The organism is Stutzerimonas chloritidismutans, assembly GCF_020783375.1.
GTDB classification, from domain to species: Bacteria; Pseudomonadota; Gammaproteobacteria; order Pseudomonadales; family Pseudomonadaceae; genus Stutzerimonas; species Stutzerimonas kunmingensis.
The window spans coordinates 2,119,021-2,138,089 of sequence record NZ_CP086067.1 but is presented as its reverse complement, the minus strand read 5'-3'; the positions used below and the strand labels follow the sequence as shown (position 1 = coordinate 2,138,089).

15 protein-coding genes are annotated in these 19,069 nt (G+C 63.0%); 9 read left to right on the top strand and 6 right to left on the bottom strand.

Annotation, left to right across the window (positions count from 1 at the left end; translation table 11 throughout):
* Positions 1 to 79: 79 nt before the first annotated feature.
* Genes LLJ08_RS09970 through fabI form a run of 6 tightly spaced genes read left to right on the top strand, consistent with a single transcriptional unit; the run spans position 80 to position 8,327 of the window.
* On the top strand, positions 80 to 1,909 hold the full coding sequence (locus LLJ08_RS09970) for an extracellular solute-binding protein (RefSeq protein ID WP_228208846.1): 1,830 nt from the start codon (positions 80 to 82) through the stop codon (positions 1,907 to 1,909).
* Positions 1,906 to 3,792: an extracellular solute-binding protein gene (locus tag LLJ08_RS09965; protein WP_228208845.1), complete on the top strand. Its 1,887-nt coding sequence runs from the start codon at positions 1,906 to 1,908 to the stop codon at positions 3,790 to 3,792. Before LLJ08_RS09970 ends, LLJ08_RS09965 begins: the two co-directional genes overlap by 4 nt.
* A 2-nt stretch (positions 3,793 to 3,794) precedes the next feature.
* Positions 3,795 to 4,868: a microcin C ABC transporter permease YejB gene (locus tag LLJ08_RS09960; RefSeq protein ID WP_023445281.1), complete on the top strand. Its 1,074-nt coding sequence runs from the start codon at positions 3,795 to 3,797 to the stop codon at positions 4,866 to 4,868.
* A 1-nt stretch (position 4,869) separates the two neighbouring features.
* Positions 4,870 to 5,889 (top strand): ABC transporter permease, encoded by a 1,020-nt coding sequence (locus LLJ08_RS09955; protein WP_014820114.1) that lies wholly within the window; start codon positions 4,870 to 4,872, stop codon positions 5,887 to 5,889.
* Between the two features lies 1 nt (position 5,890).
* A complete protein-coding gene (locus tag LLJ08_RS09950; protein ID WP_041013711.1) occupies positions 5,891 to 7,552 on the top strand; it encodes an ABC transporter ATP-binding protein in 1,662 nt (553 codons plus the stop codon).
* A complete protein-coding gene (gene fabI, locus LLJ08_RS09945) occupies positions 7,533 to 8,327 on the top strand; it encodes an enoyl-ACP reductase FabI (RefSeq protein WP_003282073.1) in 795 nt (264 codons plus the stop codon). The genes LLJ08_RS09950 and fabI overlap by 20 nt, the downstream gene beginning before the upstream one ends.
* 67 nt (positions 8,328 to 8,394) lie before the next feature.
* Here the strand turns inward: fabI and LLJ08_RS09940 are convergent, their stop codons facing one another.
* Entirely contained in the window at positions 8,395 to 9,159 is a 765-nt protein-coding gene (locus tag LLJ08_RS09940) for an SDR family NAD(P)-dependent oxidoreductase (RefSeq protein WP_228208844.1), read from the bottom strand.
* A 251-nt stretch (positions 9,160 to 9,410) separates the two neighbouring features.
* Between LLJ08_RS09940 and LLJ08_RS09935 the strand changes: the two genes are divergently transcribed.
* Positions 9,411 to 10,280 (top strand): helix-turn-helix domain-containing protein, encoded by an 870-nt coding sequence (locus LLJ08_RS09935; protein WP_228208922.1) that lies wholly within the window; start codon positions 9,411 to 9,413, stop codon positions 10,278 to 10,280.
* Between the two features lie 102 nt (positions 10,281 to 10,382).
* Here LLJ08_RS09935 and LLJ08_RS09930 read toward each other — a convergent pair whose 3' ends face one another.
* Positions 10,383 to 12,158: a PQQ-dependent methanol/ethanol family dehydrogenase gene (locus tag LLJ08_RS09930; protein ID WP_045665660.1), complete on the bottom strand. Its 1,776-nt coding sequence runs from the start codon at positions 12,156 to 12,158 to the stop codon at positions 10,383 to 10,385.
* A gap of 278 nt (positions 12,159 to 12,436) precedes the next feature.
* Here LLJ08_RS09930 and LLJ08_RS09925 point away from each other — a divergent pair, with 278 nt between their 5' ends.
* The gene (locus LLJ08_RS09925) at positions 12,437 to 13,675 is read left to right on the top strand and encodes a substrate-binding protein (protein WP_228208843.1); all 1,239 of its coding nucleotides are present in this window, start codon (positions 12,437 to 12,439) and stop codon (positions 13,673 to 13,675) included.
* 39 nt (positions 13,676 to 13,714) lie between these two features.
* Here LLJ08_RS09925 and LLJ08_RS09920 read toward each other — a convergent pair whose 3' ends face one another.
* From LLJ08_RS09920 to pedF, 4 genes are read right to left on the bottom strand one after another with little or no spacing between them, the layout of a single operon-like run.
* The gene (locus LLJ08_RS09920; protein ID WP_041013705.1) at positions 13,715 to 14,644 is read right to left on the bottom strand and encodes a quinoprotein relay system zinc metallohydrolase 1; all 930 of its coding nucleotides are present in this window, start codon (positions 14,642 to 14,644) and stop codon (positions 13,715 to 13,717) included.
* A 53-nt stretch (positions 14,645 to 14,697) separates the two neighbouring features.
* On the bottom strand, positions 14,698 to 15,444 hold the full coding sequence (locus tag LLJ08_RS09915; RefSeq protein WP_014820106.1) for a quinoprotein dehydrogenase-associated SoxYZ-like carrier: 747 nt from the start codon (positions 15,442 to 15,444) through the stop codon (positions 14,698 to 14,700).
* 50 nt (positions 15,445 to 15,494) lie between these two features.
* Positions 15,495 to 16,409 carry a substrate-binding periplasmic protein gene (locus tag LLJ08_RS09910; protein ID WP_101275877.1) on the bottom strand — a complete coding sequence of 305 codons (915 nt, stop codon included), beginning with the start codon at positions 16,407 to 16,409 and terminating at the stop codon, positions 15,495 to 15,497.
* Positions 16,409 to 16,846: a cytochrome c-550 PedF gene (gene pedF / locus LLJ08_RS09905; protein ID WP_023445273.1), complete on the bottom strand. Its 438-nt coding sequence runs from the start codon at positions 16,844 to 16,846 to the stop codon at positions 16,409 to 16,411. The genes LLJ08_RS09910 and pedF overlap by 1 nt, the downstream gene beginning before the upstream one ends.
* A gap of 309 nt (positions 16,847 to 17,155) precedes the next feature.
* On the opposite strand from pedF, the gene exaA reads away from it, so the two are divergent.
* The gene (exaA, locus tag LLJ08_RS09900; protein WP_228208842.1) at positions 17,156 to 19,027 is read left to right on the top strand and encodes a quinoprotein ethanol dehydrogenase; all 1,872 of its coding nucleotides are present in this window, start codon (positions 17,156 to 17,158) and stop codon (positions 19,025 to 19,027) included.
* The last annotated feature ends 42 nt before the right edge of the window (positions 19,028 to 19,069 follow it).

The window sequence follows — 19,069 nt, the reverse complement described above, 5'->3', positions numbered from 1 at the left end:
GCCTTTTTCCAGCGCATACAAGCTGTTACTGTACCGGCCCGAGAAGCCCCTAAGCGCCAAGGATCGGATTCCCCGTCTGATGCGAGCCCTGCTACCGTTACTGACCTGCCTGGCCTTGAGCTTTCCCGCCTTCGCCACCATCAGCGAAAGCCATGGTTATGCGCAGTTCGGCACTCTTAAGTATCCGGCCAACTTCACCCACTTCGATTGGGTGAATCCGCGCGCGCCGAAGGGTGGCCAGATCAAACTGATGGCCTCCGGGACGTTCGACACCCTGAACCCCTACACTTTCAAGGGCACCAGCCTGAGTTCGGCGCCCGGCTTTCTGCAATACGGCATCAGCGAGCTGAACGAGCCGCTGATGGTCGGCACCGGCATCTACGACCCGTCCGGCGACGAGCCTGCCTCCAGCTACGGTCTGATTGCCGAGTCAGTGGAGCACAGCGATAACTACAGCTGGGTGGTTTTCAACCTGCGCAAGGAAGCCCGCTTTCATGACGGTAAGCCGATTACCGCCTATGACGTCGCCTTCTCCTATCGCACCCTGATAAAGGATGGGCACCCCCAGTACCGCTCCAACCTGCAGGGGGTGAAGCGGGTCGACATCCTCAACCGACATCGCATTCGTTTCGTATTCGAGCAACCGAAAAATCCGCTGCTGATCATGCGGCTCGGCGAACTGCCTGTGCTGCCACAGCACTACTGGAAGAATCGAGACTTCAGCGCGACCACCTTCGAACCCCCACTGGGCAGCGGCCCCTACCGCATCACGCATGTGCAGCCAGGCCGGCAGGTAGTCTTCGAGCGAGTGCGAGACTGGTGGGGCGCCAAGCTGCCGGCCAATCAGGGGAAATACAATTTCAACCGAGTCTCGGTCGAGTTCTATCGCGATAGCGTGGTGGCCTTCGAAGCCTTCAAGGTCGGCGAGTTCGACTTCTTCATCGAGCACCAGGCGAAGAACTGGGCCAATGGCTACCAGTTTCCGGCGGTGATGCGCGGCGACATCATTCGCGCTGAAATTCCCCACCAGATTCCGACCCAGACCCAGGCGCTGTTCATGAACGGGCGCCGCGCAACCTTCGCCGACAATCGTGTGCGCGAAGCGCTCGGCCTGATGTTCGACTTCGAATGGACCAATCGTGCCCTGTTCTACGGCGCCTACCGCCGCAGCGAAAGCTACTACCCCAACAGCGACTTCACGGCGACAGGCAAGCCCGAAGGTGGCGAGTGGCTGTTGCTCTCGCCGTACCGCAAGCAGCTCCCGCCCGAACTGTTCACCGAGCCATTCCAGCTACCGAAGACCGAAGGCCGTGGAATTCCGCGGGAAACCCTGCGCCATGCGCTGAAGCTGCTCGCCGAGGCGGGCTGGAAAGCCTCGGATGCCGGCCTGTTGAACAGCGCCGGACAGCCGCTGCGCTTCGAGATCCTGCTGGTCAACCCGAGGCTCGAGCGCATCCTTCAGCCCTACGTCGAGAATCTGGCACGCATCGGCATTCAGGCCAACCTGCGTACCGTCGATAGCGCGCAGTACAAGCAGCGCCTCGATCACTACGACTACGACATGATTCTGATGACGCTGGCGCAGAGCCTCAGCCCCGGGATCGAGCAGTATCTGTACTTTCATTCCAGTCAGGTCGACGTCAAGGGCGGTCGCAACTATGCCGGCATCGCCAATCCGATCGTCGACGACCTGATTGACAAGCTGCTCGCCGCGCAGACCCGCGACGAGCAAGTCGCCGCCGCCCGCGCAATCGACCGCGTGCTGCTGTGGAACCACTACACCATTCCGAACTGGTTCATCAGTAACCACCGCATGGCGTACCGCAATCGGTTCGCCCACGTCACCACGCCACCCTATACGCTGGGTTTGCGCGCCTGGTGGCTGAAGAGCCTGGAGAAGACCAAATGAATGATCGCGCGCGCCATCCGCTGCTCCGCGCCGGGCTGCTGGGGCTGCTCTGCCTCGCTGCTATCGCCGAAGCCGCTCCTCGCCATGCCCTGACGCTGTATGACGAGAAGCCGAAGTACCCGGCCAATTTCCAGCATTTCGAATATGCCAACCCAGACGCTCCCAAGGGTGGGACGTTGCGACAGGCTGGTTTCGGCGGCTTCGACTCGCTCAACCCCTTCATCAACAAGGGCGTTGCAGCCGACGATATCGGTCTGATCTACGACACCCTCACCACCAACAGCCTGGACGAACCCTTCACCGTCTACGGCCTGCTGGCAGAAAAGATAGAAAAGGGACCGAACAACAGCTGGGTGCGCTTCCACTTGCGCCCGCAGGCACGCTTCCATGACGGCGAGCCGGTAGAGGCCGAGGATGTGGTGTTCACCTTCGAAACCCTGATGAGCCAGGGTGCCCCGCAGTACCGCGCCTACTACGCCGATGTGGAGAAAGTGACAGCGGAAAGCCCGAGGCGGGTGCGCTTCGATTTCAAGCACGCTGGCAATCGCGAACTGCCGATGATCCTCGGGCAGATGCCGGTGTTGCCGAAGCATTGGTGGGAAGGAAAGGAATTCGCTTCGGGCAGCCTCGAACCGCCTCTGGGCAGTGGCCCATACCGCGTCGAGAAGGTCCAGGCCGGCCGCTCGATCCGCTATGAGCGCGTAGCGGACTACTGGGGCAAGGGCCTCCCGGTGAATCGCGGTTTCTACAACTTCGATCACATCAATTTCGATTACTACCGCGACAACACCGTCGCCTTGCAGGCGTTCAAGGCCGGGCACTTTGATTATTGGGAGGAGCGCACAGCCAAAAGCTGGGCCACCGCCTATGACATACCAGCGGTGAGGGACGGTCGGATCGTTCGTGACGAAATTGCGAACGAGAACCCTGCGGGAATGCAGGGCTTCATCTTCAATATCCGTCGACCACAGCTGGAAGACCGCCGCGTCCGTGAAGCCCTCGGGTTGCTGTTCGACTTCGAATGGACCAATCGCCAGCTGTTCAATGGCGCCTACACCCGCACCCGCAGTTACTTCGACAACTCCGAGCTGGCGTCATCCGGCTTGCCGAGCGAAGACGAACTGAAGATTCTCGAGCCCCTTCGCGGCAAGGTTCCGGACGAGGTGTTCGACAAACCGTTCGAGCTGCCGCGTACCGAAGGCAACGGTGTGATTCGCGAACAGCAGCGCGAGGCATACCGGCTGCTCACTGAAGCGGGTTGGAAGGTCGAGAACGACCGCATGCTGGACGCTGCCGGCAAGCCGGTGAAGCTCGAATTCCTGCTGGTTCAGGCAGAGTTCGAGCGGGTGCTGCTGCCGTACAAGCGCAATTTGGCGGATCTCGGGATCGAACTGGAAATCCGCCGGGTCGATGTTTCGCAGTACATCAACCGCCTGCGTTCGCGCGATTACGACATGATCGTAAGCGGCTTCGGCCAATCCAACTCGCCCGGCAACGAGCAACGCGAGTTCTGGCACTCGGCAAGCGCCGACAACCCGGGCAGCCGTAACTTCATCGGTCTCAAGGACCCGGCAGTCGACAGCCTTGTGGAAGGTTTGATAGGGGCCGATTCGCGCAAGGAATTGATCACCTACACCCGCGCGCTCGATCGTGTGCTGCTCTGGGGGCATTATGTAGTGCCGAACTGGCACATAAAGACCTGGCGAGTGGCGTACTGGAATCACCTCGCGCATCCAGAGGTGACGCCCCGGCAGGACATCGGCCTGATGACCTGGTGGCGCAAACCCGACGCCAAGCTACCGGTTGCCGATCCCGTCGAAGCAAAGAAGGCCGAGGAAGCTGGCGCTGCCGCTCCGGCTGGTGATGGCGAGGCGGAGCGCTAAGCATGCTGGCTTACATCGTTCGCCGACTGCTGCTGATCATCCCCACGCTGTTCGGCATCCTGCTGATCAACTTCATCATCATCCAAGCCGCCCCCGGCGGCCCGGTGGAGCAGGCAATCGCCAAGCTGGAAGGCTTCGAAGGCGCCACCAGCCGGATCGCCGGCGGTGGCTCGGAAGTCGCGGTCGCCGGCACCAGCTACCGGGGTGGCCAGGGTCTGGACCCCGAGCTGATCGCCGAGATCGAGCGCCTGTATGGCTTCGACAAACCGCCCGCAGAGCGCTTCTGGATCATGCTCAGCAACTATCTGCGGCTGGATTTCGGCGAGAGCTTCTTCCGTGACGCCAAGGTGACCGACCTGATCATCGAGAAGATGCCGGTTTCCATCTCGCTGGGTCTGTGGAGCACGTTGATCATGTACCTGGCCTCGATCCCGCTGGGCATCGCCAAGGCGACGCGTCACGGCAGCAAGTTCGACGTCTGGACCAGCTCGGCGATCATCGTCGGCTACGCCATACCGGCTTTCCTGTTCGCCATTCTGCTGATCGTGCTGTTCGCTGGCGGCAGTTACTGGAACTGGTTCCCGTTGCGCGGACTGACGTCGGCCAACTTCGATGATCTGACCCTGGCCGGCAAGATCATCGACTACTTCTGGCACCTGGCCCTGCCCGTCACCGCGCTGGTGATCGGCAACTTCGCGACGCTGACGCTGCTGACCAAGAACAGCTTTCTCGACGAGATCAACAAGCAGTACGTGATCACGGCGCGAGCCAAGGGCCTGAGCAAGAATCGCGTGCTCTACGGCCACGTGTTCCGCAATGCCATGTTGATCATCATCGCCGGCTTTCCGTCTGCCTTCATCGGCATGTTCTTCACCGGCTCGCTGCTGATCGAGGTGATCTTCTCCCTTGACGGGCTCGGCCTGCTCAGCTTCGAGGCGGCAATCAACCGCGACTATCCGGTGGTGTTCGGCACCCTCTTCCTCTTCACCCTGCTCGGACTGGTGGTGAAGCTGATCGGCGACCTGACCTACACCCTGGTCGACCCGCGCATCGATTTCGAAAGCAGGGAGGCCTGAGATGCAGTTGTCCCCCCTCAACCAGCGCCGGCTGGCGCTGTTCAAGGCACACAAGCGTGGCTGGTGGTCGCTGTGGATCTTCCTCGCGCTGTTCGTACTCAGCCTTGGCGCGGAGATCATCGCCAACGACAAGCCGATCGTGGTGCGCTACGACGGCGAATGGTTCTTCCCGGTGTTCAAGCGTTATCCGGAAACGGCCTTCGGCGGCGAGTTTCCGCTGCAGGCGAACTATAAGAGCCCCTATATCCAGGAACTGATTGCCGAGAAGGACGGCTGGATGGTCTGGCCGGTCATCCCCTTCAATTACTCGAGCATCAACTACGAACTGCAGGTACCCGCGCCCGCGCCGCCGTCACTGGAGAACTGGCTGGGCACCGATGACCAGGGCCGCGATGTACTCGCCCGGGTGATCTACGGCTTTCGCATCTCGGTCCTGTTCGCCCTGACCCTGACCCTGATCAGCTCGGTCATCGGCGTCATCGCCGGCGCCCTGCAGGGCTTCTATGGCGGCTGGGTCGACCTGGTTGGTCAGCGCCTGCTGGAGATCTGGTCCGGGCTGCCGGTGCTCTATCTGCTGATCATTCTGGCCAGCTTCGTGCAGCCGAACTTCTGGTGGCTGCTGGGCATCATGCTGCTGTTCTCCTGGATGAGCCTGGTGGACGTGGTACGTGCCGAATTCCTCCGTGGGCGCAACCTCGAGTACGTGCGCGCCGCTCGTGCGCTGGGCATGCAGAACGGCGCCATCATGTTCCGCCACATCCTGCCGAACGCCATGGTTTCCACCATGACCTTCATGCCGTTCATCCTCACCGGCGCCATCGGTACGCTCACCGCGCTGGACTTTCTCGGTTTCGGTCTGCCGGCCGGTTCGCCGTCGCTCGGTGAACTGGTCGCCCAGGGCAAGGCCAATCTGCAGGCGCCCTGGCTGGGCATCAGCGCCTTCATGGTGCTTGCAATCATGCTGACCTTGCTGGTGTTTATCGGGGAGGCGGCGCGCGATGCCTTCGACCCAAGGAAATAACATGGCCGAACAACCGATAGCCGAGAATCTGGTCGAGGTCCGCGATCTGGCCGTCGAGTTCGTCACCGGCGAACAGGTCCAGCGTGTCGTCGAAGGCGTGACATTCGACATTCGCAAGGGCGAAACCCTGGCCCTGGTCGGGGAAAGCGGCTCGGGCAAGTCCGTGACGGCTCATTCCATCCTGCGACTGCTGCCCTACCCGCTCGCCCGCCACCCGCAAGGGCAGATCCTCTTCCACGGTCAGGACCTGCTCAAGGCCGACGAAAAGGCCATGCGCAAGATCCGCGGCAATCGCATCGCCATGGTCTTCCAGGAACCGATGACCTCGCTCAACCCGCTGCACACCGTGGGCAAGCAGATCAACGAGGTGCTGGAGATTCACAAGGGCCTGCGCGGCAAGGCCGCAACCGCTCGCACCCTGGAGTTGCTGGAACTGGTCGGTATCCCGGAGCCGCGCAAGCGCATCCGCGCCTACCCGCACGAGCTGTCGGGCGGACAGCGGCAACGGGTGGTCATCGCCATGGCGCTGGCCAACGAGCCCGAGCTGTTGATCGCCGACGAACCGACCACAGCACTCGACGTCACCGTGCAGCTGAAGATCCTCGAACTGCTCAAGGAACTGCAGGCACGCCTGGGCATGGCGCTGCTGCTGATCAGCCACGACCTCAACCTGGTTCGGCGCATTGCCCATCGCGTATGTGTCATGCAGCGCGGTCGCGTCGTCGAACAGGCGTTGTGTGAAGATCTGTTCCGCGCACCTCAGCATCCATATACCCAGGAACTGCTCGCGGCCGAGCCCAGTGGCGGCCCGGTGGCGGTCGAAGAAGCGGCACCATTGCTGGAAGTGGACGACCTGCGGGTGTGGTTCCCGATAAAGAAGGGCTTGCTGCGTCGCACCGTCGACCATATCAAGGCGGTGGACGGAGTGAACTTCAGCCTGCCCAAGGGGCAGACACTGGGTATCGTCGGCGAGAGCGGCTCCGGCAAGTCCACGCTGGGATTGGCTATCCTTCGATTGTTGGGTAGTCGGGGCGAGATCCGCTTCCAGGGCCAGCAACTGCAAAGCATGTCGCAGCGCCAGGTACGGCCGTTGCGGCGGCAGATGCAGGTGGTCTTTCAGGACCCCTTCGGTAGCCTGAGCCCGCGTATGTCGGTCGGGCAGATCATTGGCGAAGGGTTGCACATCCACCGGATGGGCAATGCCAAGGAGCAGGAACAGGCAATCATTGACGCGCTTGTGGAGGTCGGCCTCGATCCGGAAACCCGGCATCGCTATCCCCATGAGTTTTCCGGCGGACAACGGCAGCGCATTGCCATTGCCCGGGCTCTGGTGTTGAAGCCGGCGCTGATACTGCTCGACGAGCCGACCTCGGCGCTCGATCGCACGGTACAGCGCCAGGTGGTAGAGCTTCTGCGCTCGTTGCAGGCCAAGTACAACCTGACCTACCTGTTCATCAGCCATGACCTGGCGGTGGTCAGGGCGCTGAGCCACCAGATGATGGTGGTCAAGCAGGGCCAGGTGGTGGAACAAGGTGCGGCCGCTGACATTTTTGCGGCACCACAACATCCGTATACACAGCAGCTGCTGGAATCCGCCTTCATGGCGCCCGGCACTGCCGAACAACCAGAAGAGGGACAAGCACATGGGTTTTCTCACCGGTAAGCGCGTACTGATCGTCGGCGTTGCCAGCAAACTTTCGATTGCCTCCGGCATCGCCGCCGCCATGCATCGCGAAGGTGCAGAACTGGCTTTCACCTACCAGGGCGACAAGCTCAAGGGTCGCGTCGAGGAATTCGCTTCCGGTTGGGGCTCGAGCCCTGAGCTGTGCTTCCCCTGCGACGTCGCCAACGATGAAGAGATCGCGCGCGTATTCGAAGAACTGAGCAAGAAGTGGGACGGCCTGGACTGCATCGTGCACTCGGTCGGCTTCGCTCCGGGCGACCAGCTCAACGGCGACTTCACCGAAGTCACCACCCGTGAAGGCTTCAAGATCGCCCACGACATCAGCGCCTACAGCTTCGTCGCCCTGGCCAAGGCCGGTCGCGAGATGATGAAGGGCCGCAACGGCAGCCTGCTGACCCTCTCCTACCTGGGTGCCGAGCGCACCATGCCGAACTACAACGTCATGGGCATGGCCAAGGCCAGCCTGGAAGCCGGCGTTCGCTACCTGGCCGGCAGCCTCGGCCCGGAAGGCACCCGCGTGAACTGCATCTCTGCCGGGCCGATCCGTACCCTGGCCGCCTCCGGCATCGCCAGCTTCCGCAAGATGCTGGCTGCCAACGAGAAGCAGACCCCTATGCGTCGCAACGTCACCATCGACGAAGTCGGCAATGCCGGCGCCTTCCTCTGCTCGGACCTGGCTTCCGGCATCAGCGGTGAGATCCTCTACGTCGACGGCGGCTTCAACACCACCGCAATGGGCTCGCTGGAAGACTGATCCCGCGCCCGTCTACGTAAGCACCGAACCCCGCCTGCTGGCGGGGTTCATGTTTCTGCGCAGCGGCTCAGCCGGCCGTAACTGTCATGCCGCCATCGGCCATGACCACCGAGCCCACCATGAAGCTCGCCCGCTCCGAGGCGAGAAAGGCGACGATCTCGGCGATCTCCTCCGGTTGCGCCGCGCGCCCGATGGGTGCGGCTTCGCCATGCTGGGCAAGAAAGCCCGGGCCGTCCTCGACCACGTCGTTGAGGATGTTGGTCACCACATCGCCTACGCCGATGGCGTTGACCCGGATGCCATGCTCGATCGCCTCCAGCGCCAGTGTGCGGGTCAGCTGGGCCAGCGCGCCTTTCGAGGCCGTGTACGCGGCGATGGTCGGGAAGGCGAAATAGGACGCGTAGGAAGCGATGTTGACGATCGCCCCCGAGCGGTTGGGCATCATCGCCTTGACCGCTTCGCGACAATGCAGGAACGCCGCCGTGGCATTGACCGCCTGGATGCGCTCCCAATCCTCGCGGCTCATGTCCACCACCCGCTTGTTGATGATGATGCCGGCGTTGTTGACCAGGATATCCAGCCGGCCAAAATGCTCGATGGCCAGGCCGACCGCACATTCGGCTGCGCCATCCTCGGTAATGTCCGCCAGCAGTGGCACCAAACCTGGTCGAGCGAGTTTCTCGACAGCCGGGTTGATGTCTTCGGCGATGACCTTGGCGCCCCGATCGTGCAACAACAAGGCAATCGCCCTGCCGATGCCGCTGGCGGCGCCGGTGACCAGCGCGACCTTGCCTGCAACTTCCTGAACGACGATGTTATTCGAATCAGTCATGGTGCTCTCCTCTCTTTCGGGCTGCGCCACGAGGCGCGATGGGTTAACTGTCTCCCATCGCAGCAGGCCGGGCTTTCGCACGCTTGCGCTGGCTGTCGCAGTTTTGCGCGCAGCAGTGATCTGCCGGCGCGCAGGGTCCTGCGCTAACCTTTCGGCGCTGAACGCTTTCAAATGTTTGCCAGGAGCACGTCATGCCGCGGTTATCACAAGCCCCGCCACGGCCCCATGCGGGGCAGACCTGCCCGCAGTCGATGAGCCATTACCTGCCTGGTGAAGCGCGCGCGACCGCACAGCAGCCGCCGATGCAGGACGTGGTGGTGCAGCTGTTCAGCCATCGCACGATCGTCGAGCCGATACAGGTACCGGCAGTGTTGGAGCCGCTGCTGGTGCTGGTACTGGCCGGTGCGGCACGAGTCGAGGAACGTGCGCCTGGTGGGCAATGGAGCGCAGCAACCGTCAGCGCCGGCGACTTCTTCCTGACCGATACCCACGAGCCGTACGAAATGCGCTGGCAGACGCTGGAAGGTGAGCAATTCGAGGTGATGCACCTGTATCTCGGCCTGCCGCTCATCGACCAGGCCGCACGGGAACTGCTCGGGCCGCAGAGCACAGCGGTTGCCTTGCGGGACGTCTCCGGCGCCCACGACGACACGGTTCGCTGGTTGATGGAGAAGCTGCACCACGAGCTGGTCGAGCAGCGCCAGCCCAGCCCGCTCTGCGTTCGCGGCCTGGCCCGGGCACTGGCCGTGCATCTGGTGCGCCACTATCGGGATCGGCAAGACGCCGTCCGGCGCAGCAACGCCTTGCCGGCCTACAAGCTGCGCCGGGTCATCGAGGCGATGGATGCGCAGTTGGCCGACGATTTCAGTCTTGCTCAGCTGGCACGAACCGCCGAGCTGAGCGAGTACCACTTCAGCCGGATGTTCAAACGAGCCACCGGGCTTTCGCCGTCTCAGTACTTCATCGGCCTGCGCATGGCACGGGCGCGACGGCTGCTGATTGAAACGCAGCGCAGCGTCATCGATATCGGGCTGGAAGTGGGCTATTCGAGCCCGAGCCACTTCTCCCAGGTTTTCCGCCGCGAGGTGGGCGTTACCCCCAGCGCCTATCGCCAGGCATGAGCTGCCTATCCCTGGCGCCAGAACGACAAAACCCCGGCCATGACGACCGGGGTTCTGTTTGCGCAAACCCGACGGTCGCCGGGTTTGCGTAACGCAGGCTGATCAGCGCTTGGCGACCAGATCCTTCGGCAGCTTGAAGGTCCAGACCATACCGCCCTGGTTGAAGTCCTTCACGCGCTTGGCGACCTCGCCGCCCCACAGCGGTACCGCACCACCCCAGCCGGAGAGAACGGAAACGTACTGCTCGCCATCCATTTCCCAAGTGACCGGAGAACCGATGACGCCCGAGCCGGTGTTGAACTCGTAGACCTTCTTGCCGGTCTTGGCGTCGAAGGCCATCAGGTAGCCCTCAGGGTTGCCGGTGAATACCAGGTTGCCCTTGGTGGCCAACACGCCGCCCCACAGCGGAGCGTAGTTGTTGTAGCGCCACACTTCCTTGCCGGTCTTCGGATCGATTGCGCGCAGCACACCGATGAAGTCGTCGTTGAGCGGCTTGATGGTGAAGCCGGCACCCAGGTAGGCGGCACCCTTCTTGTAGGATACGCCTTCGTTCCAGATGTCCATGCCCCACTCGTTGGACGGCACGTAGAACAGGCCGGTGTCTTGGCTGTAGGCCATTGGCATCCAGTTCTTGCCACCGAGGAAGGACGGTGCGACGAACACCGACTTGCCCTTGTCCGCGTCGGCAGGATTGCCCGGGCGGTGGGCTTCGTCATAGATCGGACGGCCAGTCTTGTCCAGGCCCTTGGCCCAGGTGATCTTGTCAACGAACGGGAAGCCACGGATGAACTTGCCGTTGGTGCGATCGAGCACGTAGAAGAAGCCGTTACGGTCTGCGGTGCCGGCAGCCTTGATGGTCTTGCCGCCGTCCTTGTAGTCGAAGGAGATCAGCTCGTTGACGCCGTCGAAGTCCCAGCCGTCATGCGGGGTGGACTGGAAGTGCCACTTGATCGAGCCGTCATTCGGGTCCAGCGCCAGACGCGAGGACGAGTACAGGTTGTCGCCAGGGCGCAGGTGCGAGTTCCACGGCGCCGGGTTACCGGTACCGAACAGCAGCGAATCGGTGTCCGGATCGTAGTAGCCGCCCAGCCATGGAGCTGCACCGCCGGTCTTCCACAGGTCGCCCGGCCAGGTCTTGCCGGCTTCGCCTCCGGAGATACCGCTCTCGACCTTCTTGCCGTCCTTCCAGACGTAACCCATGTGGCCTTCCACGGTCGGGCGGGTCCACAGCAGTTCACCGTTCTTCGCGTCGTAGGCTTCGATCTTACCGACCACGCCGAACTCACCACCGGAGACGCCGGTGATCAGCTTGCCATTCACCACCAGCGGCGCGGCGGTCAGCGAGTAACCGGCCTTGTAGTCGGCGACAGTCTTCTTCCAGACCACCTTGCCGGTGTCCTTGTTCAGGGCGACCAGCTTGGCATCCAGGGTGCCGAAGATCACCAGATCGCCATACAGCGCGACACCACGGTTGATCACGTCACAGCACGGCATGATGCCGTCGGGCAGGCGGGCATCGTACTGCCACAGTTCCTTGCCGGTACGGGCGTCCAGTGCATATACACGCGAGTAGGAGCCGGTGATGTACATCACGCCGTCCTTGATCAGCGGCTGCGCTTCCTGACCGCGCTGCTTTTCACCGCCGAGAGAGAAGCCCCAAACCGGTCGCAACTGATTGATGTTATTGGTATTCAACGTGTCCAGCGTACTGTAGCGCTGGCCCTGCAAACCCAGACCGTTGGTGACGATCTGATCGGTGGATTTGGCGTCGTTGAGGATTTCCTGGTCGGTTACGGCCCAGGCGTGCAGGCTGGACATCGCCACCGCGGCGCATAGCGCCGTCAAGGCGAAGGGCTTGCGAAGACCGGTGTGCTTCATTGCGGCTACCTCTGCGGGTTCATTGTTATGCCGGGAAATTTTCCCGGTCTGTTGTTGATTCTTGGTTTGCACCGCCTCGCCAACAATTGCCCGCAGTACCGATTTTCCTCCTCCCTTGGTAGCAATACGCCGCCGCAGGCCAAGAAAGACGCGTGATTCCGCCCGCTGCCAATGCCGGGCGGCACCGAAAGTCGCACCTATTCGGCCGGAAAAGACAATTCCGCCGGCCCCCCCTACCCCCTAAAACGGATGCCCCCTCGCTCAGAAGGATAAGAGCCATGCTTCACCCTACCCTGATCATCGCCTTCCTCGTCTTCACACTACAAAGCGCCCATGCGGCCGAACCGATCCGTCTGGGTCTCAACTACCCGAGCACCGGCAACTACAAGTCCGAAGGTCTGGAGCTACGCCGTGGCGCCCTGCTTGCCGTCGACCAGATCAACCAGGGTGGTGGTTTGCTGGGCCGACGCCTGGAGCTGGTCAGCCTGAATTCGGCCGCGCGCGCGGAAAAGGCGCGTGCCAACGTCGACCGTTTCGCCAAACAGGGCGCAGCGATGATCTTCGGCGGCGCCAACAGCGAAGAGGCGATGAGCGCCGGCCAGCGCGCCCGCGAACTCGGACTGCTGTACTTCCCCACCCTCGGCTACGCCAACGAGATCACCGGACGAGACGGCCATCGGCATCTATTCCGCGAATCCAACAGTGCCTGGATGAGCGCGCGGGTACTCGGCGAGTACCTCAGCTGGCACATGCCCAATCGCCGCTACCACTACATCAGCCTCGACGATGCCTGGGGCCACAGCATGGAGCAGGCCCTGCGTGAAGCGACCAAGAGCCGCGACCGCGCACGCCACGGCTACTCGAAGATCGCCGCGCGAGGTGCCCGCCGCGATGACTACCTGAGCGCACTGCAGAAGGCTGCCGCCAGTGATGCGGATGTGCTGGTGATCGTTCTGCTCGGCCAGGACCTAGTGCAAACCATGCGCCTGGCGCACACCCTGGAGCTGGGCAAGCGCATGCAGATCATCGCGCCCAACCTCAACCAGAGCATTGTCGAGCAAGCCGGACCGCTTGTGATGGAAAACGTGATCGGCACCGAAGCCTGGACCTGGCGGGTACCGCAGCGAGAAAAGAGCGAAACCGGTCAGGCGTTCGTCGAGCGCTACATCGCGTTGCATCAGGCCTACCCCGGCAGCACCGCGGCGTCGGCCTACGGCATCGTCCGGCAGTGGGCCGATGCCGTGCGGCGCGCGGGCCGACTGGATAGCGAAGCCGTCATCACCGCGCTGGAGAACCATCGCTACAGCCTGTTGAAGGACGAGCAGTACTGGCGCGACTTCGACCACCAGAACGTCCAGAGCATCTACGCGGTACGGGTTCGCGATCGCAGCGAGATCATGCAGGATCGCTTCAAGCAGGACTATTTCATCATCATCCATCGCATGGACGGCGAAGAAGCCGCGCCGAGCCTGGACGACTGGCAGCAGGAGCGCGGTGATCAGCTACAGCTGCAGTGATTGGAGTCGACCATCAACCGGCGCGCCGCGGGCGCGCCTTCACTCGTCGACGCGCTGCAGCGCCATCGCTTCGTAACGCGGATACAGATGGCTGACGCTCCGGATCAGCTCGTAGCGGGTCAGGCTGATGCCGGCGAAGCGCTCAGGGATCGGGCTCTGGATAACCTCGTTCATGTCCGCTCCGCCACTGGCGGCTTCACGCAGCAGGCCGTCCAGCCAGCCGAGGTAGTCGCGCATCTGCACGAACGGCGCGGCATCATCGGCCACCGGGCCGTGGCCGGCGACCAGCCGCTTCCAGGGCAGCGCCTCTAGGGTATCGAGGTCTTCCAGCCAGACATCCAGGCCTGGGCTGTTGGGCGTGGTCAGCGCGCGCTGGTAGAACAGGATGTCGCCGGCGAAGAGCACGCCACTGCGTTCGTCGAGAATGGCCAGATCGGCACCGGTGTGACCGCGCAGAGAGAGCAGGCGCAGGGAGCGCCCGCCGATCTCCAGCGTGCCGGGCGCCAGGGTCTCGGATGGCAGCACCACTTCCGTACCGCGCATCCAGTCACCAACCAGGCGGTACATGTTCTCGGCCATGGCGTTGCCCTGCTCGCGCAACAGCTCGGTCGTGCCAGCGAGCGCAGCGATGGGCACGTCGGCAAATGCCTGGTTGCCGAGGACGTGGTCGGGGTGATGATGAGTCAGCAGCAGCTTGATGACCGGACGATCGGTAACGCTCGCGATGGCCGCGCGCATCGCCTCGCCATAACGCCGCGACGGGCCGCTGTCGATCACCACCACGCCGGCCGCGGTGACGATGAAGCCGGTGTTGACGATATTGCCGCCATTGGCCTTGTCGAAGTTGTCCGTCGAGCCCTCCAGCAGCCAGACGTCATCGGCGATCTGCCGCGGCTGCAGCGTGTAACGCAGCTCGGCGTATGCGGGCAGGGTCAGACAGAACGCGAACATCAGGAGCAACAGGCGCATGACGCCTCCTTGGCTTGGTTGCTGGCTCTCGGAGAAAACGCGGGCTGGTCAGCTCAGAGCGCGGCTTCGAACTCGTTGCCGTTGTTGTCACGCAGCCACAGGCGGGTGTCCTGCGCGCCCTTCACTTCCAGGCTCAGACTCGGGTTTTCGGCGACAGCCGGATACAGTTCCAGCTCCGCCAGGACCTGACCGTCGGCATCGCGCAACTCGGCCTGGTTGAGAAAGAATTCGGGTATGCCGCCGACCAGGCCGTTATCCATCGGATGGGAGACCTGCAGGCGCAAACGACTGAAATCGCCGCGGGCGAAGCGCCCACCGATGACCTCACCGAGGCGGTCTTCCCAGCCTGGCTGGGCACGCACCACGCTCGGGGCCGTACAGCCGCCACCAGCAGCATCGACCTTGGCCGAACCGATGTGCCAGACGCCATCACGGGTCAGCACCGCCGCACGGATCGGTGTTGCCTGTTCCACGCGTATGCGGATGGCGACCAGCGGCACGACCTGCTCGCCGGGCGTGAAGGTGAAAATACGTGGAATGGGATTGAGGTCGGCCCAGGCCTCGATACGCACCACCTCGTCACCGAGGGCTCTGGCATCGATGTGCACCGGCACCTGTCGCGAATCCTCGGCGAATGGCGGCACCTGGACCTTTACGCGCTCGTCGAACACATAGGGCTCGCTGTTGAGCAAGCCCTTGTGGTGGTATTCCCACATCACCGATTGCAGCGGATCGGCCTCCGCCGCCAGGGCGCTCGGCGCGTGAAAGACCATCAGCAGCAGCAAGACTCGGACGCTCATGTCGACTCCTCGAACAGCGATCCGCAGCGGGATCGGCATGGCGCGACCGGTCAGCGCCCGGCCACGTCGCTCTCCACATCCTGGTACAACCCGGGCAGCTCGTAGCTCAAGCCGTAGCTGGCGTAGAGCTTTTCCAGCTCGCCTTCGAGTATCAGCGGCTCCAGCACTTCTTCCAGCGCATAGGCCAGTTGGCGGTTGGATTCATGCACCGCCATGCCAAGATCCCATACCTGCTTGCCCATGTTCGGGTAAGCGTTCTCGGCGAGCTTCAGGTGCTTGTCGTCGGCCTGCTCGAGCAGCCACTCGATCTCCGCGCGCATGGCCATGGTGGCGTCCACCTCGCCCTGCTGCAGCGCAGCGAATGCCTCGCGGATGCTCGGGTAGTGGTGGGTGTGCTTCGCCAGTCGACCCTCGAATACCGAAGACAGGTAGAACGAGGGCACACTGTCCACTTCGACGCCGATCGGGTGATATTGAAAGACCGCCACGCTCGGCACCTCGTCGATGCGGCGGTCGTCATACGCGGTCTGCCAGCGCTCGCGCTGGTAGGGCGCGAACATCACCACCAGCTCGTTGATCACTTCACCCAGCTCGTTGCGCTTGTAGGCGAACTCGCGGTCGTAGGGCACACGCAGCATCACGTCTGCCAGCACACCAGGCCGCAGGTAGTGGCCCTTCCAGATGAAGTTGCGCAGGTCGTCGTCGAGGGTTTCGTCCGGCGTTACCCACAGCACTTCCAGTTTCAGGTCCAGCCCTTCGGCGAGCTTGCGTGCGAGCTCCACATCGACACCGCGCGGCTCGCCATCCTGCTGGTAGCTGTACGGCGGGAAATTCTCGTACATCGCCACCTTGAGCACGCCGGATTCGATGATGTCATCGAAGGCGCGCACCTTGACCACGTCCGCCTGCGCCAGTGCGCAGCACAGTGCCAGCCACAGCGACAGAACCAGCCGGACGGCGTTCATCACTGCTTGGCCGCTTCGCTTTCGATATAGGTCCGGATCGCCCACAGCGCTTCCTGGCTGAGGGTGTCGGCCATGCGCGGCATGTACACAGCACCGTCACGGACCGCGCCATTGATCACGCGCTCCTTGTACCACTCGTCGCCGTCGTAGCTGGCTTCCAGCTCACGCAGGTCGGGGGCGATACCGCCAGAAATGGCTTCCAGACCGTGGCAACGCGCGCAGTTCTGGTTGTAGGCGGAGGAACCGATCTCGACCGCCAGGTCGTGGTGCTCGTTGGGCGCACGATAGGGGTTCTCGTCCAGCCATTCTTCACCGAGTTGCGGCAGGCCCTTGGTGTTGACCGCTTGCGGCGTCACGTCGCCATGCGCCAGAACCAGGCCGGACATACCGAGAACACCCGCTGCCAGCAGTGAGCGCAAAAAGATCTTGTTATTCATGACTACCACCCTCTATTCGAGAACCTGTGCAAGGCAGCCCCATCGGAGCGCATGGTGGTCATGTTGGCCGTGTCGGTGCATCGGCAGAATCCTGCTTTGGATGCCTGCATCTCCTCCCTTGGTACTGGGTTTTGCTACCGCCTCCCGCCCCCCAGAGGTAGCAAGGCTAAATCAGCAGGGTTCGGGAAGGATTCCCGGCATCGGCGGGAGCTTTTCCGTGTCGGCGCCCACGGCGCGCTCCCAATAATCGAATCGCCAGGCCAGCCGGATGCGGCGGCCTCGTTCGAATCGACCAAGGGAATCGCAACCATGACAACAAGATCGCACCCCGGCACACCCCGTCCGCTCGCCCTCGCTGTGCAATGCCTGACACTGGCTGGTAGCCTGGCGCTGGCCGCTGCCGCTCAGGCCAAGCCGGTCAGCTGGGAAGACATCGCCAAGGATCATCTGTCCACCGAGAACGTCCTGCAATACGGCATGGGCACCAGTGCGCAACGCTGGAGTCCGCTGGCACAGGTCAATGAAGACAACGTATTCAAGCTGACCCCGGCCTGGTCGTTCTCCTTCGGTGACGAGAAACAGCGCGGCCAGGAATCCCAGGCCATCGTCCATGACGGCGTGATCTACGTGACCGGCTCCTATTCGCGCGTCTTCGCCCTCGATGCCAAGACCGGCAAGCGCCTGTGGAGTTACGCCCATCGCCTGCCCGACGATATCCGCCCGTGCTGCGACGTGGTCAACCGCGGTGCCGCCATCTACGGCGACAAGATCTACTTCGGCACCCTCGACGCCCGTGTCGTGGCGCTGAACAAGGACACCGGCAAGGTCGTCTGGAACAAGAAGTTCGGCGATCACGGCGCCGGCTACACCATGACCGGCGCACCGACGCTGGTCAAAGACGCCAAGACCGGCAAGGTGCTGCTGGTACACGGCAGCTCCGGTGACGAGTTCGGCATCGTCGGCAAACTGTTCGCACGCGACCCGGATACCGGCGAAGAAGTCTGGATGCGCCCCTTCGTCGAGGGCCACATGGGTCGTCTCAACGGCAAGGACAGCACGCCGACCGGCGACATCAAGGCGCCGTCCTGGCCGGACGATCCCAACCACCCGACCGGCAAGAAGGAAGCCTGGAGCCAGGGCGGCGGCGCGCCGTGGCAGAGTGCGAGCTTCGACCCGGAGACCAACACCATCATCGTCGGTGCCGGCAACCCCGCCCCGTGGAACGGCTGGGAGCGCACCAGCGATGGCGGCGACCCGAAGGATTACGACAGCCTCTACACCTCCGGGCAGGTCGGCGTGGATCCGAGCACCGGCGAGGTGAAGTGGTTCTACCAGCACACCCCGAACGATGCCTGGGACTTCTCCGGCAACAACGAGCTGGTGCTGTTCGATTACAAGGACAAGAACGGCAAGACCGTCAAGGCCACGGCCCACGCCGACCGCAACGGCTTCTTCTATGTCGTCGACCGCAAGGACGGCAAGCTGCAGAACGCCTTCCCCTTCGTCGACGGCATCACCTGGGCCAGCCATATCGACCTGAAAACCGGTCGACCAGTGGAGAACGAGGGTCAGCGCCCACCCAAACCGGAGCCGGGCGAGAAGCACGGCAAGTCGGTCGAAGTATCCCCACCCTTCCTCGGCGGCAAGAACTGGAACCCCATGGCCTACAGCCAGGACACCGGCCTGTTCTACGTACCGGCCAACCACTGGAAAGAGGACTACTGGACCGAGGAAGTCAGCTACAAGAAGGGCTCGGCCTATCTCGGCCAGGGCTTCCGCATCAAGCGCATGTACGACGACCACGTCGGTATCCTGCGCGCCATGGACCCGACCACCGGCAAGGTGGCCTGGGAACACAAGGAAAAACTGCCATTGTGGGCCGGCGTGCTGGCGACCAAGGGCAATCTGGTCTTCACCGGCACCAGCGACGGCTACTTCAAGGCCTTCAACGCCAAAACCGGTGACGAGCTGTGGAAATTCCAGACCGGCAGCGGCGTGATTTCCCCGCCTGTGACCTGGGAGCAGGACGGCGAGCAGTACATCGGCGTGACGGTCGGTTACGGCGGCGCCGTGCCACTGTGGGGCGGCGACATGGCCGTACTGACCAAGCCGGTCGCCCAGGGTGGTTCCTTCTGGGTATTCAAGCTTCCGGATTGGGAGAAGAAGACCGCCAAGCGATGAGCCGAGCCGTGCCCGCCACCGCGCGGGCACGCCTCGTGTTTT